At 44.6% G+C, this 22,865-nt stretch carries 16 protein-coding genes; 4 read left to right on the top strand and 12 right to left on the bottom strand.

Annotation, left to right across the window (positions count from 1 at the left end):
* Positions 1-62: 62 nt before the first annotated feature.
* On the bottom strand, positions 63-989 hold the full coding sequence (locus AB4513_RS08355) for a hypothetical protein (RefSeq protein WP_102258572.1): 927 nt from the start codon (positions 987-989) through the stop codon (positions 63-65).
* A 298-nt stretch (positions 990-1,287) separates the two neighbouring features.
* On the bottom strand, positions 1,288-2,151 hold the full coding sequence (locus AB4513_RS08350) for an alpha/beta fold hydrolase (RefSeq protein ID WP_102258573.1): 864 nt from the start codon (positions 2,149-2,151) through the stop codon (positions 1,288-1,290).
* Between the two features lie 297 nt (positions 2,152-2,448).
* On the opposite strand from AB4513_RS08350, the gene AB4513_RS08345 reads away from it, so the two are divergent.
* Together AB4513_RS08345 and AB4513_RS08340 are read left to right on the top strand one after the other, a co-directional pair.
* Entirely contained in the window at positions 2,449-3,867 is a 1,419-nt protein-coding gene (locus AB4513_RS08345; protein ID WP_157936412.1) for an AAA family ATPase, read from the top strand.
* 1 nt (position 3,868) lies between these two features.
* Positions 3,869-4,786: a hypothetical protein gene (locus AB4513_RS08340; protein ID WP_102258575.1), complete on the top strand. Its 918-nt coding sequence runs from the start codon at positions 3,869-3,871 to the stop codon at positions 4,784-4,786.
* Between the two features lie 100 nt (positions 4,787-4,886).
* On the opposite strand, the gene pheT is transcribed toward AB4513_RS08340, so the two are convergent.
* The 7 genes from pheT to AB4513_RS08305 form a co-directional block, all read right to left on the bottom strand.
* Positions 4,887-7,292, bottom strand: a complete 2,406-nt coding sequence (pheT, locus tag AB4513_RS08335) for a phenylalanine--tRNA ligase subunit beta (RefSeq protein WP_048609152.1) — start codon at positions 7,290-7,292, stop codon at positions 4,887-4,889.
* 18 nt (positions 7,293-7,310) lie between these two features.
* Positions 7,311-8,294, bottom strand: a complete 984-nt coding sequence (gene pheS, locus AB4513_RS08330; RefSeq protein WP_004734764.1) for a phenylalanine--tRNA ligase subunit alpha — start codon at positions 8,292-8,294, stop codon at positions 7,311-7,313.
* Between the two features lie 383 nt (positions 8,295-8,677).
* The gene (locus AB4513_RS08325) at positions 8,678-9,910 is read right to left on the bottom strand and encodes a hypothetical protein (RefSeq protein WP_102258576.1); all 1,233 of its coding nucleotides are present in this window, start codon (positions 9,908-9,910) and stop codon (positions 8,678-8,680) included.
* Positions 9,911-9,919: 9 nt separating this feature from the next.
* The gene (locus tag AB4513_RS08320; RefSeq protein ID WP_102258577.1) at positions 9,920-10,741 is read right to left on the bottom strand and encodes an outer membrane lipoprotein-sorting protein; all 822 of its coding nucleotides are present in this window, start codon (positions 10,739-10,741) and stop codon (positions 9,920-9,922) included.
* 44 nt (positions 10,742-10,785) lie between these two features.
* Entirely contained in the window at positions 10,786-13,395 is a 2,610-nt protein-coding gene (locus AB4513_RS08315; RefSeq protein ID WP_102258578.1) for an RND family transporter, read from the bottom strand.
* Between the two features lie 120 nt (positions 13,396-13,515).
* Positions 13,516-14,301 (bottom strand): TetR/AcrR family transcriptional regulator, encoded by a 786-nt coding sequence (locus AB4513_RS08310; RefSeq protein WP_009847004.1) that lies wholly within the window; start codon positions 14,299-14,301, stop codon positions 13,516-13,518.
* 223 nt (positions 14,302-14,524) lie between these two features.
* A complete protein-coding gene (locus AB4513_RS08305; RefSeq protein WP_133151992.1) occupies positions 14,525-14,707 on the bottom strand; it encodes a hypothetical protein in 183 nt (60 codons plus the stop codon).
* 207 nt (positions 14,708-14,914) lie between these two features.
* Here AB4513_RS08305 and AB4513_RS08300 point away from each other — a divergent pair, with 207 nt between their 5' ends.
* Both AB4513_RS08300 and AB4513_RS08295 read left to right on the top strand, forming a co-directional pair.
* The gene (locus AB4513_RS08300; protein ID WP_102258579.1) at positions 14,915-15,712 is read left to right on the top strand and encodes a hypothetical protein; all 798 of its coding nucleotides are present in this window, start codon (positions 14,915-14,917) and stop codon (positions 15,710-15,712) included.
* Entirely contained in the window at positions 15,633-16,409 is a 777-nt protein-coding gene (locus AB4513_RS08295) for a hypothetical protein (RefSeq protein WP_009847007.1), read from the top strand. Before AB4513_RS08300 ends, AB4513_RS08295 begins: the two co-directional genes overlap by 80 nt.
* A 170-nt stretch (positions 16,410-16,579) precedes the next feature.
* Here the strand turns inward: AB4513_RS08295 and AB4513_RS08290 are convergent, their stop codons facing one another.
* The 3 genes from AB4513_RS08290 to AB4513_RS08280 all read right to left on the bottom strand — a co-directional run bounded on the left by AB4513_RS08290 (position 16,580) and on the right by AB4513_RS08280 (position 22,841).
* Positions 16,580-17,074 (bottom strand): outer membrane beta-barrel protein, encoded by a 495-nt coding sequence (locus AB4513_RS08290; RefSeq protein ID WP_009847008.1) that lies wholly within the window; start codon positions 17,072-17,074, stop codon positions 16,580-16,582.
* A 143-nt stretch (positions 17,075-17,217) separates the two neighbouring features.
* The gene (gene hrpA, locus AB4513_RS08285; protein WP_102258580.1) at positions 17,218-21,300 is read right to left on the bottom strand and encodes an ATP-dependent RNA helicase HrpA; all 4,083 of its coding nucleotides are present in this window, start codon (positions 21,298-21,300) and stop codon (positions 17,218-17,220) included.
* Positions 21,301-21,527: 227 nt separating this feature from the next.
* Complete coding sequence (locus tag AB4513_RS08280) at positions 21,528-22,841, bottom strand: MipA/OmpV family protein (protein WP_102258581.1); 1,314 nt, start codon at positions 22,839-22,841, stop codon at positions 21,528-21,530.
* Positions 22,842-22,865 lie beyond the last annotated feature (24 nt).

Here is a 22,865-nt window from a genome sequence, read left to right as displayed (position 1 = left end):
AGGCCTTGTTTTATCTGCGTTCCAACGAACAAGCAGCTAACAATTGACGATGGTAAACCAAATCAACTAGAGAGCCATTCATCCAGTACTGTGATGAGTTTAGGGTTGATGAGATAACCGATGGAAGCATGCGGATTGCCTTTTCCGTTGCGAATATTGAGATTATAGATTGGGTGGATGTCTTTCATTCCGCCGGGTATCAGACCCAGTTTGAGCATATCTTTAAAGTCATTTCTAATTTTGCTGTCATGAGAGATAAAATCATCTTCTGCCGCTATGTTTATCCATTGCTGAATGTTTAAAGGGTACTTCTTCTCATCTTTCAAGCGGCTCCCTTTTAGCCTATCTTTTACGTTTTCATCGCCTAACGGTGACCCGAGCGTAAGCAATAAGTTGACCTTCTTGTCCGCACCATAGTCGTGTCTATACTCGCCGTAATGAGACAGCTTCCACAACACGTCATAGCTGATCATCGACCCTAGGCTGTGCGACACAATCATCACATCATCCTGATTATCAAGCGCTTCCTGCAGTTCAACCATTAGCCTATGCCTGACATCGCTGCCAAAATAGGTATCTTCATACCAATAGTGCGCCATATCCGGCGCGACCTTCGTTATCAGTGTCTCAGCCACACCTAGCTTTCCAAATAGCGATGAAAAAGTATCTGCTAGCGCCTCTTTCAGAAAACCAATTTTAGATACCTGGTTATACGTTGTTTTATTGAACTGGCTTGTCTTGTACTTTTTGAGTTCAGACAGAGCTTGCTGTCGACTTGCAGGATCTTCCGTTGGTTCTTTTAACAATGTGTTTGATAGTTCACCGTAATAGACAAACCGTTTATCGACATCTTTAAAAGCTTGTAATGAACTTGAGTCTCCACAATCTCGCTGCAAGCCATGTTCTATAGCCTCGTACCAGAGTGCTTGAAGGGGAGCTTTATCGGGCTTTTGAGCGCGACCATGAATGAATATGATTTTCTTAGCCATAGCAGGACGTCCTAAACACATAGTTAAAATTATTATCAGTAGAAAGCACCACTAGATTCGGTCAGCCCTTACTAATCACAGTGGTGCTAATTACGTATCTAGGAGTAGTTGATAGAGCATTTATATAACTATGAGGCCGCCGTTTAAGGACCATAAACGAATGAACGATGCGATCATTACTCGCAAATTGAAATGAATGTATCTAGCAAAACCTCCAACTACCAAAAAGGCCTCGCAAACGCGAGGCCTTAGTTTTATCTATCAACGATTACATCTATCATTTAACAACTACGGCGCCCTACTTCACTGACTTAACCGCTTTCATCAACGTTGTGTTGAACTGCTCAGGTTGCTCTAGCATTGGGAAGTGGCCTGAACCTTCAATGTAGTAAATGCTGTAATCCTTGATGTGTTTCTTGTTCGCTTCTGAATCGGTTGGCCATAGACGAGCATTGACCAATATCACTGGCACGCTCACGTTCTCATACACGCGGTGGGCTTCGCCAGTCACGTATTGGCCTAGATAATGGCGGAACTGGTTTATCGCGATAGCTGGCTGTGCTGAGGCCATGTCTTGCGTTACCCAGTAAAGTAAATCTGCGTCTACGTCTTTTGGTAACGAGTCTTTCACGAACGTAGTAATGCCCGCTTGAAAGTCTGCTTCAAAAGGTTTGGTCATTGCATCTAAGTCGCTTTGTGAAACGGCTAGTGCGACGTTTTGCGATGTGTCGACACCATTCACTCTTTTCGGCATCAGTTTAGCGGCTTCTGCAATCACACCACCCGCCATCGAATGACCGACTAAGATGACGGACTCGAGTTGCTCTTTCTTAATTACCGCTTTGATGTCTTGAGCGAATGCAACCATGGTGTACTCTTCGCGGTTGAACGATGAGTTACCGTGCCCTGCTAAGTCCATGGTGATGACTTGGTACTGCTTTGAAAACTCACTCACTTGGTTTTGCCACAGCCTGCTGTCTAAGCTCCAACCGTGAATGAAGATAAGTGCTGTATCCCCACTCCCGCTTTTGCCATACGCTATTTGCTCACCATCGTGAGATATCGCAATACCGTACTTAACCGTTGAATCATGGGCCATGGCATTCATGCTACCAAGCGCCATGAATACCAAAAGTGCGATGTTTAGGATTAAACGTTTCATAGTGTCTCTCTACTTACTTTGGAGGGAATACAGAAAGCCCCGCTCTCAATCAATATAGTCACTATAAAATGTGAAGTTGTAGACAAGTCAATATAAGGTTAGAAATTATTGAGTTAAGACTTACTAATTACGCTCAATCGACAGGTCAGAATCCTTTCTTGATTATTGCTTTTTGGCTGTCAAACACATCCGGAGTGTATTAGAGCGTTAGCTAATAAACTTCGAGTAAAAGTTGAGTATGCGTTAAAATGAATATAAAATAGTTATAAGTACATGTTCCTTAAAGGTTTACAAATAATGTTGCAGATACGTTCCATTGAAATATTTGGATTTCAGGCCAAAAGTCGAAAAGCGAAGTTGCAGTTTGCGTCAGATCAGGTATCTATAATTTACGGTGATAATGGGTGTGGCAAAACCACATTTCTCAAAGTATTACACGCTGTTCTTGACCGAAAACGTCCGACTCTTGCGTCTGAGAGAGTTAGAGCCGTTATTCTAAAAGTTGTAAATAACGAAAACACTGAAGAAGTTATACACATCAATAACATATCTAAAATAGATGATGAAGGGCAGATTACAATTGATGACTATGATTTTTCCGAACTAGACCAATCTTGCTTAGGTGAGAGCTCATCTCTATCTTTAGGTGTTGAACGTGGTGTTACTAAACAATCTATAAAGATAGAGTATCAGGATATTCTTAGATTCTTATCCCACCCCAAATACAGGCCTCTGCGAAATACCATTGATGTAAGAGAGTTTTCTGAAACTTTTTCTAATTATGTAAGGAATTTAAATGTCAGAAAATATCGAAGTAGTAGGAATGAACTATCTCTAGACAAGCCACACATTTTTTTGCAAAGCGTAAAAATGGAAAACATAGAGTCTTTACTAATAGACAGATATCGCTTTGCTAAATCAGTTGCGACGGATAGAATTCAAAATGCATTGTTCGAAACCCTTTCATTAGTAATTACTCCTACAGAGCATAATAGTTATGACACCTCTAAAATACCAGATAACTTTGAAGAGTTAGTTCTAGACAATAAAGAGCGCTTAATTGAAGCACTAAATGATGGTATTGATAATAACTTTAAAAGTCATGTAGTTACTATCTTACATGAAGTAGTAACAAAACGTGACGCTTTGAAACTCAGAGATAATGAACTTTTAAGTCAACTAATTGTTAACATGATCAATGAACTAGAATTTGAAAAACAGTTACTTATATCTATAACAGCCCTAGTGGATACATTTAACAAATACCTAGTTGATGGAAAAAAATTAGTTATAACGACTGACGAAGCTTATATAAAGTTAAATGGCGATAATAAAAAACACTCTTTAGAGTATTTATCTAGCGGCGAGCGTCATATATTTACATTCTTATCATTGATTGTAGTGGCAGGAAATGACAAAAACTTCCTGATAATTGATGAACCAGAGATCTCTTTGAATATTAAGTGGCAACGAACTTTAATGGATCTAATAAGGGAATTAGTCCCTCACACGCAAATCATTGTCGCATCTCATAGTTCTATTATTGGAAAGAAATCACCTCACTCACTAGTAAAACTTCAACCAGAATTAGATTCCGACTACATACAACGCCTAATTTCCGATGAAAGTTCTGACGGAATCCTTGATTTAGATCTTGATGAACACTTCACTAATTTAGACGAAGTCACACCAACAGTGACCAACAGAGACTCATAAAATGGTGATGGCGATTTTAGAAATGGATGAATTGCTAAGTGAAGCAATTATCTCCGAAACTCCTCTCATTATCGTAGAAGGGATAGATGATGTCCCTGTTTATGAGTCATTATTTTATGGGAATGGCGCGAACGCAGAAGTCTACGCTGCTGAAAATATTGTTGAAGGTTCAGATGGATCAAGAGGAGTAATTGACTGTATAGATAGTGCGAGAGCTCAATTCCCAGAGATCGATATATCACAATATATTTTAGGTATCGTAGATCGAGATGCTCGTTATTATCGAGGTGAGATCCCAAATGATCAAGCCCTTCTAGTACTAAAAGCATATTCCTTGGAGAGTCACTTTGTAACTAAAGAAGCTACTAGACATATCATAAGAAATATGACAAGAGTATCCGAAAAACATATCACTCCTGAATTTGAGAATATGGTTTTTAATAAAGTTAAGGATTGTCTACTTGATTTATTCTACATATCCTTAGAAGCACTTAAGAATGCATGTTGTGAAGAGTATGAATCTAAATTTGGGTATAAGCAAAACTTACAGCAGATTAGAGCTCAAAACCTAAATAATTTCACGGAAGAGCACATACGTCAATTAGACAAGTTTGCTCAATCAAAAGGAATAACCAATTCTTGGGAAGACCTTTTATATATATGTAAAGGTAAGTGGCTAATGTTTGAGTTCTGTAATATATTAAAAGTTGAAATTAAGCTTTTAACCGAAAAATGTAGAGAAAAACATATTCAACAGTGCCAGTTTTGTATTAGTGAAGCGTTTGATAAATGTTTATATAAAGTTAAAGCAGATTTGAACGAATATCTTATCCACCAGTCAGTAGTTAGTGAAAATAAAAATGGAAGTTTAAGTTATTTATATCAAAAAGTAGATTCAATGACACTATCGGGATTGTAGATATGGGTATTTTGATTATATAAAATTGTCTATGCAAATTTGAATACAAAAAAAGGCCTCGCAATGCGAGGCCTTTGGTTTTTCTATCTATCAGAAGAGATTAGTCGCGAAGTGCTGCGCCGAATTTCTCTGAGATTGAAGCTACGATAGCATCTACTGAACCAGCGATGTCTGCATCTTCAAGTGTGCGCTCTACAGACTGTAGGCTAAGTGCGATTGCTAGGCTCTTCTTACCTTCTTCAACGCCTTGACCAACGTATACGTCGAACAGTTTAGCGCCTGTTAGGAATTCGCCACCAGCAGCGATACACGCTTCTACGATGTCGCCAGAAGCGACTGCTTCGTCAACAACAACTGCGATATCACGACGGTTTGCAGGGAACTTAGATACCGCTACTGCTTCTGGAAGCACGCGAGTGTTGATAGCTGCCCATTCGATTTCGAATACGATAGTACGGCCGTTAAGACCAAACTTACGCTCTAGTTCTGGGTGAACAGTACCAATGATACCCACTTCTTTGCCGTCTACTACGATAGCCGCAGTTTGACCTGGGTGAAGTGCTGGGTGCTTCGCTGCTTTGAAGCTGTATGCGATTTCGTTTGCAGAAAGCTCAAGAACTGCTTCTAGGTCACCTTTAAGATCGAAGAAATCTACAGTGTTAGTTGCAATGTCCCAGTGCTCTTCGCCACGAGTACCAGAGATAACGCCCGCAAGCATCATTTCTTGGCGCATGCCGTTTTCAGCTGTTGCTTCAGGGATGAAACGTAGGCCTGATTCGAATAGACGAACGCGAGACTGTTGACGCTTCTGGTTATGAACAACTGTGTTTAGTAGACCTTGGATTAGGCCAAGACGCATTGCTGACATATCCGCAGAGATTGGGAATGGCAGGATTAGCGGCTCAACACCAGGTACAACAAGTTTTTGCTGCTCTGGTTCTACGAAGCTGTATGTGATTGCTTCGTGGTAGCCACGGTCTACAAGAAGGTCACGAACGCGCTTAAGCGGTTGGTTAGCTTCTTTGTGGTCATTCATTTTAAGTGCCGCTTTAGGCGCTTGGTTTGGAATGTTATCGTAACCGTAGATACGACCTACTTCTTCAATTAGGTCTTGCTCGATTGCGATATCAAAACGCCAAGATGGAGACGTTGCCGTCCAACCCGCTTCCGTCGTCTCCGTATCTTCTACAACAGAAACAGTACAACCTAGGCGAGTAAGAATTTCCACTACGTCTGTAGATGGGATTTCGTGACCTAGTAGGCTGTCTAGCTTAGCGCGACGTAGAGCAACTACGTTTGCTTTAGGTAGATCAGCTTCAGATTCGCTGCCGTTTACTGGCGCAACTTCACCACCACAGATTTCAACTAGAAGCTGTGTTGCACGCTCCATTGCTGCTGCTTGAAGTGTTGAATCAACACCACGTTCGAAACGTAGAGAAGAATCTGTGTGAAGGCCGTAAGCACGTGCGCGACCACGGATGTGATCCGGTGCGAAGAATGCCGCTTCAAGAAGAACGTCTGTTGTTTCAGTCGTAACACCTGAATCTTGACCGCCAAAGATACCAGCGATTGCTAGTGCTTTGTTGTGGTCAGCGATAACAAGTGTGTTGCTGTTTAGTTCAGCTTCGTTGCCATCTAGAAGTGTTAGCTTTTCGCCCTGCTCTGCTAGACGAACCACGATACCGCCTTCGATCTTAGCGAGATCAAATGCGTGCATTGGTTGGCCTTGCTCTAGCATCACATAGTTTGTGATGTCTACAACTGGGTCGATTGAACGGATACCACAACGACGCAGTTTTTCTTGCATCCAGATTGGAGATTCCGCTTTCACGTTTACGTTCTTAACCACACGGCCAAGGTAACGTGGACAAGCATCAGTTGCTTTGATTTCAACAGATACTGTGTCTTCAATGCTTGTTGCAACAGCTTCAACTGCTGGCTCTGTAACGTCTGCGCGGTTTAGTACGCCAACTTCACGAGCAAGGCCACGGATGCTGAAGCAGTCTGCGCGGTTTGCTGTTAGGTCTACGTCGATAGTTACGTCGTTAAGCTCAAGAAGCTCACGTACGTCCATACCTAGCGTTGTGCCTTCTGGCAGCTCAAGGATGCCGTCAGACTCTACGTCGATACCTAGCTCAGAGAAAGAACAAAGCATGCCGTGCGATGGAACGCCACGTAGTTTTGCTTTCTTGATTTTGAAGTCACCAGGAAGTACTGCGCCAACTGTTGCTACTGCTACAGTTAGGCCAAGACGACAGTTAGATGCACCACATACGATGTCTAAAAGCTCTTCTTCGCCGATATCAATTTTAGTTACTTGTAGTTTGTCTGCGTCTGGGTGCTGACCGCACTCAACCACTTTACCTACTTTAACGCCGGTGAATTCACCAGCAACAGGTTCTACATCGTCAACTTCCAAACCAGCCATAGTGATTTGGTGAGCTAGCTCTTCGCTGTTAATTGCAGGTTTAACCCACTCGCGTAGCCAAGATTCACTGAATTTCATAGTTTTGACTGCCCCGGATTACTTGAATTGTTTAAGGAAACGAAGGTCGTTCTCGAAGAACGCACGAAGGTCATTTACGCCGTAACGAAGCATCGTTAGACGCTCTACACCCATACCGAATGCAAAACCAGAGTATTTCTCAGGGTCGATGCCAACAGAGCGAAGTACGTTAGGGTGAACCATGCCACAGCCTAGAACTTCTAGCCATTTGCCATCTTTACGTTTCACGTCAACTTCAGCTGAAGGCTCTGTGAACGGGAAGAATGAAGGACGGAAACGCACTTCAACTTCTTCTTCAAAGAAGTTACAAAGGAAATCGTTAAGAATGCCTTTAAGTTGTGCGAAGTTTACGTTCTCATCAACTAACATACCTTCCACTTGGTGGAACATTGGCGTGTGAGTTTGATCGTAGTCGTTACGGTAAACACGACCCGGAGCAATGAAGCGGAATGGCGGTTTGCCGTTTTCCATCGTACGGATTTGAACACCAGAAGTGTGCGTACGTAGCATTAGATCAGGGTTGAAGAAGAAAGTATCGTGATCAGTACGAGCTGGGTGATCGTCTGCGATGTTTAGTGCATCAAAGTTGTGGAATGCATCTTCGATCTCAGGGCCAGACTCAGTGCTAAAGCCAAGCTCACCAAAGAACTGTTCGATACGCTCAACTGTGCGAGTAACTGGGTGAAGACCACCGTTCTCAATGCGACGACCTGGTAGGCTCACATCGATAGTTTCTTCAGCTAGTTTCGCTTCAAGCTCTGCACGTTGTAGTGCGTCTTTGCGAGCTGCGATCGCTTGTTGAACAGCACCTTTCGCTTTGTTGATCTCTTGACCAGCAGTGCGACGCTCTTCAGGTGGAAGTTTACCTAGGCTTTGTAGTTGAAGAGTTAGTTCACCCTTCTTACCTAAATACTGAACTCGCACTTCATCAAGTGCGACTAACGAATCTGCTGTATCAATAGCAGTCGTTGCATTAGCAATGATCTCTTCTAGATGTTGCATCATTTCCTCATCTACCAGTTGGTAGTGTCCGTATCGGATGATTAGTTTTTTTAGATAGCTACACATAGTAATCAAACACGCTACCAATGCCAAATTGAATCGCTAAAAGAGCAAGTTATTGACTAAAAACACGGCAAATTTAACGTTAGAAAACAGAATTTCATTGAAATCGATGAAATCAAAGAGAAACCGATACAAAAACGTCACCAAGTGAGACAGTTTGATTACATTCACAGAACCTTGTTTGAGGCGTGATGTTAGGAAGCGCTCAGTAGAAGAGTGAGAATTGAAACCAAGGAGCGAGGTTTAAGACCACCGCTCTTTGGTTTATTCGTAGAAAATCTGAATTTAAACTTAAAAATTGAAGCTAAAACATCGAGCCTTTAGAAGTAATACTCCAACGCCACTTCGACAAAATCATCCTTACGAGCGAAGAACAGTAAGTCTTCTGGGGTTTCATTCTCAAACAACCAAGCGTTTAATCGCCACTTGAGGTTGTTATTGATGCGGCTTGAGGCTTCCAACTTGGCGCTGTAGACATCGCTGTTGTCTAAGTCTTGAGTAATGCCTGTAAGTACTTCGGTGCCGTCTTCATCATTCAAGGCGACACGCGCCCCAAGGAACACATCGTTTTGGCCGATGGTTTGGGCGTTATTGCCTCGGCTGTCATACAAGTATTCAGCGATAAAGCCGATGTCCCAATACGATTCAAGCGCCCCAACCCATGTGTATTCAAAGCCTGTCGCGACGCCTGTGTGGTTGTCGTAGCTGTCGCGATAAATGCTTTCCAGCTTCCATAACCAGTCACCAATAATGCCTTGCACATCGAGTCCGAAGTGCTGCATTTGCGCGTAATACGGCTTTAGCTGATTGCCTTCTACACGATAATAAGGGTCGCGATTTGTGCCGCCTAAATAGCTTAAACCGACATCCCAATCGCCGTACATTTGGCTATAGCGCAGCGCTACATCAACGTGCTTTTCTTCTCTCGAAGATTCGTAAAGCGCATCGTCCGATACAGGTACAGTCGACCTTAATCGACCGTCTTCCCCTGCAAAGGTACGCTCACGAAAATACGGCAGTAACATGGCATCAATGGTTCCCCAGTCTTTGATTGAGGTAAAGTGCACCATAGGCTGACCCAACTTAGATTCACCATCGACCGATTCAATGGCATCGGTTTGGTTTACCACATCCACCAAGTGCGCCGATTCGGTTACACCCCAAAACACCTTGCCGACACCGGCTCGCAATTCGTAATCGTCCCAATAATTGAGATACAGAGCTTCACGAACGTCGCCATGGGTTCGCTCATCGTCTTCGCTGTCTAGGCGGTAAAACGGCGTGAAGGTAAAGCTGCCGTTGCCCTCCTCTTGCTCCCAGTAAAACTCTGGTTGCAACACCAGTGAGCTTTGTCCTTTATCTTGCCCTTGCAAACCGTCACTAAAGAACTGCCTGTGTTCGAGGTTAATCTGCCCTGCGAGCTGTGGGGTGATCTGTTCTACGAACTCAGAGCTAATTCCAGCCGCCACACATGGCAACGACACCTGCATGAGTCCAACGGTCGCTGCCAAGGTTAAAGATAACTGCGTTCCTGTTAACACAATCCTTTTCATATTCTTGCCTTACTTTGCACGTTTCAGTGTGTTTTTCTGGAAATCTTTGTCCTTAAGACCGGTTTGGAACGCTAAATCTGTCGTGGTTAAAACGGTGCTTTTGCCTGTTTGATGGTTTTGCATCGACATGGTGTGCGCGCGCCAGTATTGGTTTAGGTATTGTTTGTAGTCTTGGAACGAGAGGGTTTTCAACAATGCGCCTTTACGGTCGTAAAACTCCACTTGAACGGGGCGGTAATATTGTTGGTCTAGCCATACTTTCTGCATGGTGTAGCCAGAGTTTTTGTCGGTCGGAACCTGCTCTAAAACAAAGGTATCAACACCTTCAATTTTGGCGTCTTCAATGTAGTTGAAGGTGTACTTTCCTAACTCGAACGAGCTCAAGTCTTCATAAGCAAATTCACTGCCCATAAACGGGCCCGATTTGTTGCGCGAAGAGATGCGTTTTACACGCTTCAATGCAGGCAGATACAACCATTGGTCATCCGATTTAGAGATGTGTGAATGGTTCAAGAAAGCCGTGCCTTTTACGTCGCGAGGCTCATCAAAAATGGTCAGTCCTTTGTCGCCATCGTCATCCACTTCTAACGACTTCAATCGCATTAGGCGTGAGCTGCTTTCGCCTTGTTTGTTGCGAAGTAGCATTTCCATGGTCGCAACTGAATCGCCCCACCCCATATCGACGGCTTTGCGTTGTTCGGCAATCTCTAGGCCTTTCGCAGGGTCGGCTAACGCAGGGAAAGCGGCGAATATGCCTATTGTTAAGGTGCCGACGCTTAATGAACTGACAGCAAATAGTGTCGTAACGAGAGTTTGTTTAACGCTTTTCATAAATTTCTCCTTGAGTCAGCCCACCGCAGCAGGCTGACGATTCCTTATTTAGTCGAAGTCGACAGTTCGCCGGCTGGGTTAGCTTGCCCTGTTTTAGTTAGTTCTGTTTTAGATAACTCGGCTTTAGATAGCTTTGATTCGTGCTGAGGTTTATCTGCATAGTGGGTCTGTTTGTCGAAGATCATCAGCAAGCTAGGCAGCAAAATGAAGTCGACCACCAGCGCTATAAAAATCACAATCGCGCTGAGTAAGCCCATGTCGGAATTGAGTCTGAAGCTCGACATCGCCAGCACAGAGAAACCAGCCACAAGCACGACAGTGGTAATCCACAGTGCGCGACCAACGGTGTGGAACGCGTAACGCACCGCTTCTTCTGCTGATTTCCCTTCCATTCTTGCGCGTTGGTATTTACTTAAGAAGTGCACTGCATCATCGACAACGATACCCAGTGTGAGCGTGACCACGACTGACAAACCTAGGTTGATTTCACCAGAGATAAGCGCCCACAAACCAAAGCCGACAATTGCCGGGGCAATGTTTGGCACTAGGCTGATTAAACCTAAGCGAACCGAGCGCAATGCAAAGATCATCAGGCCAGAGATAAGTACTAAGGTGATAGGCAGAGTCGATAGCATGCTCGCCATGTTGGTTTCGCCAATGTGAGCAAACATCAGTGATGGGCTCGATGCGACCACTTCATACTGAGGTGCATTAGCCGCAAACCATGAGTAGATGCGCTCTTCGAGTTCAACCAATTCCACACTGCCTAGGTTGTCCACCGTCAGCACCATTTTGATCGATGATTTATCGACGTTGATTTGGTTGTTCAAGTCCAAACCGTATGGCAGAGACATTTCGTAAAGCAGTAAGTATTGCGCGGCGAGTTCACGGTTAAGTGGCAGTTGGTAGTAACTGTCGTCATCGCCATGCATGTTCTTATTCAAACGCATGTAAACATCGGAAAGCGTGGCCACGTGGTCGGTTTCTGGTTGTACGCGTAGCCAATCAGTAAAGTCACCAATCGCTTGTAAGAACACAGGATCAGCAATCGCTTGAGATTCGTTGGTTTTGACTGCGATGCTGATGGTGGTCATGCCGCTTACGGTCTCTTCCATGAAATCGGCGGCTTGTCTGAACTCACTTGAGGTATCGAAATACTTCACCGATTCATCATTCACTTTGTTGAGTGGAATTAACGCGGCAGCGCCAACAATCACAAGAGTAGAAATAGGCAGCAGTGCTTTACGGTTAGCAACGACAAAATCGCCGAGCTTATCCATGAAGGTCACTTTATCTGCCGCCAATGGATTTGCTGGCAAGCTCTTAACTGGCAACAGTTTTAACAGCGCAGGAAGCATGGTCACAGAGAGGAAACACGCGATGATCACGCCCAATGCCGACAAGTTACCGAAGTCTCGTAATACGGGAGAGTCCGACATGTTCATCATCAAGAAACCAATCGCGGTGGTCACCGAAGTAATTAAGATCGGCATCGCATTAAGCTTGATGCTGTATTGAATGGCTTGTGCTTTCTCCATCCCGCGCTGCATCGCTTGTCTCATGGTCACAATCACGTGAACACAATCGGCAACGGCAAGAGTTAACACTAAGGTTGGAACGTTAACCGTTGCGGTGCTGAGGAACATCCCTGCCCAGCCAGACAAACCCATGGTCGCGACAATCGAGGAGATAATCACAACTAAGGTAGCCACCACACTAAAGAACGAGCGCAACATAAAGGTGAGGAACACCAACACCACCAACAGCATTAACGGCACGAGCGTTGAGCTGTCTTCTTGGGCCGACATCATAAACGCGTTGTTCATGGCAATGATGCCCGCTTTATGGAATTCGACATTCGGATAATCGGCTTGGTACTTACCAATCATGGTGTTGATGGCCGCGATCACTTCTTGCACTTCAGCAGTTTTATCCACTTCGGGCAATTGCACGGTAACGTTAACAATCGTCACATCACCAGAGGCCGACACCAATGCGTTCTTGAGCAGTGGTTCGTTGAGCGCGATCTGTTTTACTTTGGCGATTCGCTCTGGTGTGTGCTCATATTCTTCGTAAAGAAGGTCTTCCACTAAGAGGTCATCTTCAACGGCTTCGGTATGCTGATAATTGGCAAGCGAATCGACACGGCTTGAGTACGGGATCTGCCACGCATCGACCGTAAGGTTTTGAATTAAGGTAAGGGTTTCTGGGGTGAAGACATTGCCATCTTCAGGCGCAATAACAATCGCGAGGTTGTCGGTTTTTGCAAAGGTGGTTTGAATCTCATCGAACGCCATCAACTGCTTGTTGGTGCCTTCGAAGAAGATGTTGTAGTCCCCTCTAAAGTAGAGGTTCTTCGCCCCAAAAGCAGAGAGCATGATGATTGAAAAAACCACCAGCAGAACGATAAACGAACGCTTAGTCGGTATTGAGTGCCAACTATTATCTAGATTATGAGCCTGTTGACCTGAGTTGAATGAATGATTCTCTAAATCGGGTTTTTTAGTTAAATCGAGGTGACTAGTTGAATCAGGGTTACTCATTAAATCAGAGCTATTGGCTAAATTGGGCTTCTGGCTGTCATGTTCCATCACAGTCTCCATTTGTGACGATTCGTCATAGTTGTGTCTTAAAAAGCCAGCCGAAGCTGACAAAAGACACAATTCTTAGTCATACACTCAAGAAAACCAAAACCACACTAGGCAAACTTAAGTTTATGACGAATCGTCACTAATGGTTATTAATAAACCCACACGAGTGGGCTTAATGGAAGATTATCGACCTACTGACTCTAGGTAAGCGACTTCTTCACTGAACAGTTCTTGTTCTACACGGCGCCAGGTTTTGCGGTAATCCCAATCGCTAGAAAGGGGCTGCCAATTTAGGCCGTCTAGTAGCATGTTCGCGTTGTGTAATACTGAATACGGGTCTTGTAACCGCTTAATACAATGACTGTTTGATGCGTTCTGTGACAAGGCATTTGAACCAAATGCGATTGACCAGTTAGCAAACACGATGGCATCCGAACCCACACCAGAAGAGAACTTAAGGTCACCGGCTTCTACTGCTCGGTTTACCATTGAATCGGCTTGTTCAATCACCAACTCTTCCAGTTCATTCATCTCGGTTACACGTGCACTAGACGCTTTCTCTAGTACCCACGGGCTTTTCGCCATGATCGCACAGGTTGATAGTACCGGTTCCATGCGAGCATAGATTCGGTAAGCAACGTGCAGTGCGACGATCTTTTCACGTGTGTTGCCTTCAAACTCTCCAGAACGAGCAAACATCAATGCCTCGGTCTTTAAAGAGTGAATACACAAGGCTAAAACCACGTCTTCTTTGCTGCAAAAGTGATTGTATATCGTACCTTTAGAATAAGAACTTGCTGCCGTTAGCCTATCCATCGTGAGGTTTCCGAACCCTTGTTCTCGAACCAGATCTTTTGCTAACAACATCAATTCTACTTCTCGGTCTGCTATAGACTGCTGCTTTTTAGACAACACGCCTTTGCAACCAAAGATACCTTGTTTATCGCCTTTACAACCAAAGCCAAACATAATTTCTCAGTCCGTATATGAGCTTAGCCGTTATCTAAGCTTCGCCAGTATTTAAAACGCTCCTATCCAATATATTAACACGAATAGTAAATTCATGTAGTTAACCATTTTGTGACGCTTCGTCATTTCTGACTTATCGTCATAATAGCGCAAATATTGATCATATCAAGGTGTTTCATAAAATTAAATTCACTTTATGAATAGATGAGAAAACCATCAATAATCACATCGCGTTACTCACCAGCCTGCCGTCATTAACTGGCATAGCATCAGTAACCAACATAAGATCAATAACCGATACAGCATCACTAACCAACGCGGCATCACTAACCAACGCAGAAAGAAGCGCCTTAGTTTGGCGAAACCAATACAAGCCCATTACGCTGTCTTCATCTAAATAGAGCATGATGGTTTAGGACAGTCAGCTATTCGAGCCGAATGGAGGGGTACGTAAACCACGAGAATGAGTGAGTTCAGGTTCACTTTTTGGTGCAGACCTCTCCTTATGGTTAATATTTGGCTTACTAATGCCGTTTTCTACTAAGTTGCTATAAATTAGGTAAGGGGTGACTTACAATAGTGACAACGACTTACCTTTTTTGAGAACACGATATTGAGCGCCAAATATTCTTATTTAGCTTGGCAAGTGAATACTTCTAGCCCAGCAGAAAAGCTTGTTTTATTGATGCTTGCAGACGGTGCTGACGAATTCGGCTACACCAATGTGTGCTTACAAACAGCAGGTCAACTTTGTGCTCTCTCTACGTTTGGTTTAGCCGACTGCCTTAAGTGTTTAGTCGACCAAGGTTTTCTCGATAAGGTAAAAGTAGATTATCGAGATCAAAAAGAGATTCACGTTTTCAAAATGCTCATTGAGCAAGAGCAAGCTACGGCGCACGTTGAGGTTCAACCGACCAACAGTATTCCTGTCTACTCTACGGCACCTGCACCTGCACCTGCACCTGCACCTGCACCTGCACCTGCACCCAAGTTTCAGCCTGCTCCGGCACCGATGCAACACATGCAGCATGCCCCTCGCCCACAAGGCCGAGGCTCAATGAACAGCAACACCGTATCTACTCATGATCTCAACGAAGAAGAGATACCATCATGGGCAGAACGTGCGTTTAAATTCTCCGGTTTGACCGGTGACCATAGTTTAGTATGGAAGAAATTTGTCCTCTGGTATAAAGCCAAAGCCAATGAATTAATGCCACTATCTCGGATTGAATCCAAGCTGCAGTACTGGCTAGTTAACGAGAAGCAAAATGAAAGACAACAACAGCAGAAGACCTCTCAATATTCAGGAAATGCAGGACAAGCTCAAGGAAATGGGTATAGACAAAAGCTTAGCCCATCTGAACGCTTCAGGCAGCAGCTCATTCAAAAAGGCAAAAAGCCAACCTTCTGAGCCCGCTTCACCTGTTGTTCCTGACTCTACAGGCTCAGTAGTACCTGAAGTTATTGAAGCACAGAGCACTGAAGTAGCGACACCCAATGCTGCTAGCACGGGTTCGTCTCAACAAGTGCCTGTTGTTGACCAAGATCCCGCAGAGTTGGAGCTGACCGATTGGTGTATCCATGTTTTCGGTTCTTTCTTGAGCGTGTACGAAACTCAGTGGGAATACCAATACGGTAGTGAGCCAAGCGGAAAGTTTCTTGAGTTTGCCCACTCTGTTGACTCAGACGGCCTTAACCGCGTGCTAATGCACTGTCATGAACGTATTCAACTTGGCAACAGTTGGCCGCCGCAAATGGGTGAGCTTTGGATTCTAAAGGATTCATTAACAGAAGAAGAGCTGCTTGATAGCCGCATTCGCGTGTTGTCACGCACAGCTGTTAACAACATTGAAAAGTGGCTTATCCAAAACAAGCTGTACGACTTGAAACGCACCGCTGAAAACAAGCTTGATGGCCTGTTTAAGAAGTACTATTTGGAAGCAAAACGTTTAGATGAGAAAGGCATGCTAGAAACTGAATTACCGCAGTTCCTCCTTGCTGCTAACTCCGTAAAGAACCTAAACGATTTAAAACGTGAAGAGTACGAAAGCCAACACGGCAAAGCGATTAACCCAAGAATTCAGAAAATTCTAAACAGTAAAAAGTAGCCTTCTACGGTCTACGGTCTACGGTCTACGGTCTACGGTCAGAAAATACCGTCAAGATTACCCGGTCAATAGATACAAAAATGCCAGCTATCAAGCTGGCATTTTTTATGAGTTTTATTAACCCATCAAACAATTATCCGACCGCTTTTTACGATCGTCTTACTGACTAATTACAGTAGGTGGATAGTTGCGTTTAGAGAGAAAACGCCTGAGTCGTCATCTTTCATGTTGAAGTTTTGGTAGCTAGCGCCTACAGATAGTGGGCCAAAGATGAAGTATTCTGCGCCTACACCGTACATGATATCAACTTCGTCTTGCTTGAAGCCGTTCGCTTTAAGCTCGTAAGAGTGAAGACCACCCTTCGCGTATACGTGAAGAGGACCAAAGTCGATGCTTGGTTTGATTGCTAGGTAAGTTGTGCTTGCGTCTAGTTTAGTCAGTGTTTGGTTGCCGTATTTAACACTGTCGAAAGAACCTAGATCCCAGTAACCCGCTTCAACACCAATAAATGGAAGGATGCCCGTACCCACGTGGATACCCATCGCTGTCTCTTCTTGATTACCTAATGAATTTTGACCGCCCATTGCGCCGCCGTACAACCAAGAATCAGCCATCGCTGTTGAAGATGCACCTAGCAGTGCTAGAGCCAATAACGTTTTTTTCATATTCGACCTTTTTCGTCCTGTTGGCAGGCCTTGCGTGGTAATGAATTGCCACCAAGTCGCCCTGTATGTAATAACTATTCAATTAGTAATGCAATAAGCAAGATTTATACCCAAACCTTGCCACTGCGTCTAGCTTTATTCGTTTAGCAAGCATCAATCGCGTTTTTAACACGCTTATCTGATACTGGGTAAGGTGTACCGAGTTGCTGTGCGAAGAAGCTTACACGAAGCTCTTCTATCATCCAACGCACCTCTTTTACATTTTCTGGAACCGCGATCCCTTTTGGAATTTTATTCAGTAGCTCTTTGTAATCATTCATTACAGAGTCCACTTTGATCATATGAAGGCGATCTTTATTCGGGTCAATCGGCAGTTTTTCCATTCGGCGCTCTATCGCTTTCATATAGCGTAGAATATCCGGCAAGCGTTTCCAGCCGCATTCTGTGGCAAACCCCTTAAAAATCAAACCTTCTATTTGAGCTTTAATGTCTGAAAGCGCAAATGCCATTGAAAGATCCACACGCCCTTTCAGCTTCTTGCTGATGGCGAATGCCGTGGTTAAGATGGTTTCAACCTGTTGAGCAATCTCAACAACTGTGTCATCCAACTCTGCACGTACGTGTTCTTTTAGAGCTTCAAACTGCTCTGGCTCCCAAACTATGCCGCCCTTCTGCTCAATCAGCTTATCAATACCACAAGCGATACAGTCATCGATAAGATCGAGCACCTGTCCGTATGGGTTGAAGTACAAACCGAGCTTAGATTTGTTCGGTAAATTCGAGTGCAAGTATTTGATCGGCGATGGCACGTTCAACAGAATTAAACGACGCTGACCCGATTTCATTGCGGTGATCTGCTCTTGTTCTGTTTCGAACAATTTGATCTCTACGCTGTCTTTGGTGTCCACCAGTGCTGGGAAGGCTTTAACATCATAGCCACCACGTTTCTGCTGGTAGACTTTTGGTAACTCACCAAAGCTCCACGTATGCAGGTTTTGCTGCTCGATGTCATCGTCTGCCACTTTAGAAAGTGTTTCTTGAACCTTGTCTTTCAGGCTCTCTTTCAACTCATGCAGGTCTTTCTGCTCTTTCAGTTTGCGCTTGCGATGATCCACAGCACGGAATGTTACCTTTAAGTGCTCTGGAATCTGGTCTAACTTCCAGTCATCACGTACCACTTCCACACCGGTCATACGGCGCAGCTCTTTCTCAAGGGAATCCAATAGTGGAGCTTCAAGCGGCGTAACACGAGCCAAGAACGCATCAGCGTAGTTTGGCGCAGGCACAAAGTTACGGCGTAGCGTTTTTGGTAACGACTTAATTAGGCTAATCACCAGTTCCTGACGTAGGCCTGGGATCTGCCAATCAAAACCGTTCTGGTCTATTTGGTTCAAGATAGGCAGCGGAATGTGTACCGTTACACCATCGTTGTCGTCGCCCGGCTCAAATTGGTAGCTCAGCTTCAGCTTGATACCATTTTGATGCCAGAAGTTCGGGTAATCCAAATCAGTAACGTGGCTAGCATCGCCTCGGAACAGCATCGACTTTTCAAAGTTAAGCAGTTCCGGTGTTTTCTGGCTGGTCTTCTTCCACCATGTATCGAAGTGACGGCCTGAAACCGCCTCTTCGCCAACACGTTGGTCATAAAAGTCGAACAGTTCATCATCGTCGATCAAGATGTCACGACGACGCGATTTATGTTCTAGCTCTTCTACTTCTTGCAGTAGCTTGCGGTTCTGTTTGAAGAAGGCATGTTTTGTTTCCCACTCTCCCTCTACCAATGCGCTGCGTACAAACAACTCACGGCTGACAGTAGCATCAATGGCACCGTAATTAACCAAACGTTTCGGAATGATTGGAATTCCGTAAAGCATCACTTTTTCGTGTGCCATTACTGCCGCTTGCTTCTTCGACCAATGTGGTTCGCTGTAGCTGCGCTTAATCAGGTGTTTCGCTAGTGGTTCAATCCATTCAGGCTGAATCTTCGCGATAACACGACCCCAAAGTTTTGAGGTTTCCACCAGCTCAGCAGACATGATCCACTTTGGTTGTTTCTTAAATAAGCCAGACGCAGGGAAGATATGGAAGCGTGCGTTACGAGCACCTTGATATTCATTCTTCTCTTGGTCTTTCATACCGATGTGCGAAAGTAAACCAGATAGCAGAGACATGTGAATGCCATCGTAGCTGCCCGGTTCTGTATTCAGCTTGGTGTCCAATTCACGCATTGCTTGGTGAATTTGGAAGTACACATCTTGCCATTCACGGATACGTAAATAGTTCAGGTAATCTTGCTTACACTGTTTGCGGAACTGGTTACTCGACAGCTCTTTTTGTTGCTGCTTAACGTAATCCCAAAGGTTCACAAACGTGATGAAATCCGACTCTTTATCGAAGAAGCGCTTGTGCTTATCGTCAGATGATTGTTGCTTGTCTGATGGACGCTCACGCGGGTCTTGAATCGACAATGCAGAGGCAATCACCATTACTTCGTGCAAACAGCGGTTGCTTGGCGCTTCAATCACCATACGCGCTAAACGTGGATCAATCGGCAGCTTAGCGAGCTTACGACCAATTGCCGTTAGCTTCTTCTTATCGTCGCCATGGTTCTTGTTTTTGTTCGCTGACGGTTCAACGGTCGCGATCGCACCCAACTCTTCAAGCAGCCTTACACCATCTTGAATATTGCGCTTATCGGGCGCTTCAACAAATGGGAATGCTTGAATGTCGCCTAGGCCTAACGCTGTCATCTGAAGGATAACCGATGCTAGGTTAGTACGAAGAATCTCAGGGTCAGTAAACTCTGGGCGTGATTCAAAATCTTCCTCAGAGTACAGGCGAATACAGATACCTTCAGCAACACGACCACAACGACCTTTACGCTGGTTAGCACTCGCTTGAGACACTGGCTCAATCGGTAGGCGCTGTACTTTAGTGCGGTAGCTGTAACGGCTGATACGCGCCGTACCCGGGTCGATGACATACTTAATACCCGGAACGGTTAACGAGGTTTCTGCCACGTTGGTCGCCAGAACGATGCGTCGACCAGTATGAGACTGGAAGATACGGTTCTGTTCACCCGCAGAAAGGCGTGCGTAAAGCGGAACAATTTCGGTATCACGCAAGTTACGTTTACTTAAAGAGTCCGCGGTATCACGAATCTCACGCTCACCGTTCATGAAGATCAAGATATCGCCTTGGCCTTCATCACACAGCTCATCAACGGCTTCAAAGATACCTTCGATTTGATCGCGGTCTGAATCACTGTCATCACCACCTAGTGGGCGGTAACGCGTATCTACTGGGTAAGTACGGCCTGACACTTCAATGATCGGCGCGTTGTTAAAGTGCTTCGAGAAACGCTCAGGATCGATAGTCGCCGACGTGATAATCACTTTCAAGTCAGGACGCTTTGGTAGAAGCTCTCTCAAGTAACCCATGATGAAGTCGATATTCAGGCTACGTTCGTGCGCTTCATCGATAATGATGGTGTCGTACTGGCTTAAGAAACGGTCGTGTTGAATTTCCGCCAGTAGAATACCGTCGGTCATCAATTTGATTTGGGTGTTTTCAGAAATTTGGTCGTTGAATCGAACCTTGTAACCAACGAATTCACCCAACTGCGTTTCCATCTCTTCCGCAATACGGTTTGCAACCGAACGCGCCGCAAGGCGACGAGGCTGAGTATGACCAATTAGGCCAAAACGACCTCGGCCAAGCTCAGAACAGATCTTGGGTAACTGAGTAGTTTTACCCGACCCCGTTTCACCCGCCACGATAACTACTTGGTTTTCAGCAATGGCTTTCGCAATATCATCGCGCTTTTGGCTTACTGGGAGAATCTCTGGGTATTCGATGGTTGGTTTCTGCGCAGCACGCTGAGTTGCCGTCATCATTGACTTGGCAATATCTAACGCAATCTCATCGAAGACAGCGTGCTTAGATTGTTCGTTCTTGATTTTACTCGCGCCAGTAATTCGCTTACTCAAACGGAAGCGATCACGCATCATACATTCGTGGAGCGCTTTACGAATAGATACTGGGCTATTCTGAGATGATTTTGTCTTTGTCGCTGACTGTTCAGCTTTCTTGGCATTTGCTTGTTCAGCATTTAATTGTTTAGCAGGTCGGTTCGATGCAGGCTTATTTGATTTCGCTTCGTTCTGTGGAGAACTTGGCTGTGCTGCATTCTTGTTGTTATCTGCTTTTTCCGGAGACGAAGTCAAAGCGTGTCCTATTCTTGTACTTATTAAACTCGCGCGATTATATCACAAGTCTCAAACAAAAAAGCCTGACAACAAAGGGAAAACCTTTTGCTATCAGGCTGATTAGTCACTCTCACGTTAGTAAAAGCGATGGAAGCGTGACGAACGCAAACCGAATGTTTCAAAAATCACAGTTAAAAACTAAACGCTAAAAACGCCTGTTATAAACTGCCTGCTAAAAAACGCGCTTAAAACTCGTACTGTAGATAAACCGTGTTGTAGTTACTGCCGCCTTTGATTCGACCAAACTGAGAGGCGTTTTCAAAAATAGCAGAGCGGTGATGCAACGAATAGCCGAACCATAAGTTGTTCAGGTCATTCTTACTCATTAAATCACCTACGTTTACGTCGAACGAAAAGTCGAGATAATTAAGCAAGTGGCTCCCGTTATAACCCTTCTCTTTCATCTCTTTCGCTTCGATGTAAGTCAGCGAATCGATGTAAGACATACCTTCTGCCACACCAACACGCCATTGAGTTGGCCAGTCGAAAGTGTAATACGCTTTAATTGCGACAATGTATTCGGTGCTGCTTGACTGAACATCTGAACTCCAGTGATGCGCGATACCTGGCGTTAAGTAGATGTCCAATGGGAAACCGAAGATCTCATCGGTTAACGGGTGGCCATAGAAGAATGAGGTCAACTGGTTGTTGTATTCGTCTTTCTCTCTGTTGAACTTCATGATGTCGCCAATATTCGATGGCGTCGCCCAGCCGTGTGCGACACGTAAATACGGCGCATTGCTCAGCTTAGGTTTTGGCGCTTTGGTTTTATCGTTGAAAAAGCCAAAACCAAGGTAAAGTTCGCCTTGATAACGGTCTTCGACAATCGACGAGTCATAGGCGTTATCATCCAGTCGAGTCACACTGGTTGAACCCAATAAATACAAGTTCGAAAACACATGGTAACGGGCTTCTACACCGACATTCAGGTCCACACCTGCGCCGATGGTTTCACTCGCTGCTGAGTAATACTCGCTGTTGAAATCCGCACTTTTATAACGCAGTGTCGCACGCGGAGTGAGCTCCCAGTCTCCGGTTTCATACTTGGCTTTCGCTCGTAAGTTACCGTGGAAGTTGTATTCACTGTCACTCATAAACTCCGTTTCGACAGACCAAGGCCCATCAAGTTGGTAAGTCAGTTGAGCACCAAAGTCAGCCGTATCACCTTCAATTTCATTCTGCTCAGAAGCAGGGATATCAATAAAGCGCATGCGAGAGATAGCATTAAGAGACCATTTCTCGTCATCGGGTTGATAAAGGTAAGCACCCATCTCAGTTCCATCAATGAACACATAGTCGTTCTTGAAAAATAGCATTGGAACAAAAGAGCTAACCGTTTGGTCGCCACCTGACGTGTCGTAAGGAATACTTGCCGTACGAAACATTGCAGCGATGCCCCACTCTTGCTCTTTCGCAGCCCACGCATTAGCACTTAGAAAAATGCTACTTAGGAAAACCGCGCCCGACGGAGTGAAAGTCGGTAAATATTTAAGCTTCATTCTTATGTAATTACTCTTTGTAAT

The organism is Vibrio sp. 10N.222.54.E6 (assembly GCF_041473955.1).
Taxonomy (GTDB): domain Bacteria; phylum Pseudomonadota; class Gammaproteobacteria; order Enterobacterales; family Vibrionaceae; genus Vibrio; species Vibrio tasmaniensis_A.
This window is presented reverse-complemented; position numbering and strand designations above follow the sequence as displayed.

What these genes read in the sequence shown, in the direction of transcription:
- AB4513_RS08355 (WP_102258572.1), bottom strand. Translation starts at nt 989, where the DNA reads ATGGCTAAGAAAATCATATTCATTCATGGTCGCGCTCAAAAGCCCGAT.
- AB4513_RS08350 (WP_102258573.1), bottom strand. Translation starts at nt 2,151, where the DNA reads ATGAAACGTTTAATCCTAAACATCGCACTTTTGGTATTCATGGCGCTT.
- AB4513_RS08345 (WP_157936412.1), top strand. Translation starts at nt 2,449, where the DNA reads ATGTTGCAGATACGTTCCATTGAAATATTTGGATTTCAGGCCAAAAGT.
- AB4513_RS08340 (WP_102258575.1), top strand. Translation starts at nt 3,869, where the DNA reads ATGGTGATGGCGATTTTAGAAATGGATGAATTGCTAAGTGAAGCAATT.
- pheT (WP_048609152.1), bottom strand. Translation starts at nt 7,292, where the DNA reads ATGAAATTCAGTGAATCTTGGCTACGCGAGTGGGTTAAACCTGCAATT.
- pheS (WP_004734764.1), bottom strand. Translation starts at nt 8,294, where the DNA reads ATGCAACATCTAGAAGAGATCATTGCTAATGCAACGACTGCTATTGAT.
- AB4513_RS08325 (WP_102258576.1), bottom strand. Translation starts at nt 9,910, where the DNA reads ATGAAAAGGATTGTGTTAACAGGAACGCAGTTATCTTTAACCTTGGCA.
- AB4513_RS08320 (WP_102258577.1), bottom strand. Translation starts at nt 10,741, where the DNA reads ATGAAAAGCGTTAAACAAACTCTCGTTACGACACTATTTGCTGTCAGT.
- AB4513_RS08310 (WP_009847004.1), bottom strand. Translation starts at nt 14,301, where the DNA reads ATGTTTGGCTTTGGTTGTAAAGGCGATAAACAAGGTATCTTTGGTTGC.
- AB4513_RS08305 (WP_133151992.1), bottom strand. Translation starts at nt 14,707, where the DNA reads ATGCTCTATTTAGATGAAGACAGCGTAATGGGCTTGTATTGGTTTCGC.
- AB4513_RS08295 (WP_009847007.1), top strand. Translation starts at nt 15,633, where the DNA reads ATGGGTATAGACAAAAGCTTAGCCCATCTGAACGCTTCAGGCAGCAGC.
- AB4513_RS08290 (WP_009847008.1), bottom strand. Translation starts at nt 17,074, where the DNA reads ATGAAAAAAACGTTATTGGCTCTAGCACTGCTAGGTGCATCTTCAACA.
- AB4513_RS08280 (WP_102258581.1), bottom strand. Translation starts at nt 22,841, where the DNA reads ATGAAGCTTAAATATTTACCGACTTTCACTCCGTCGGGCGCGGTTTTC.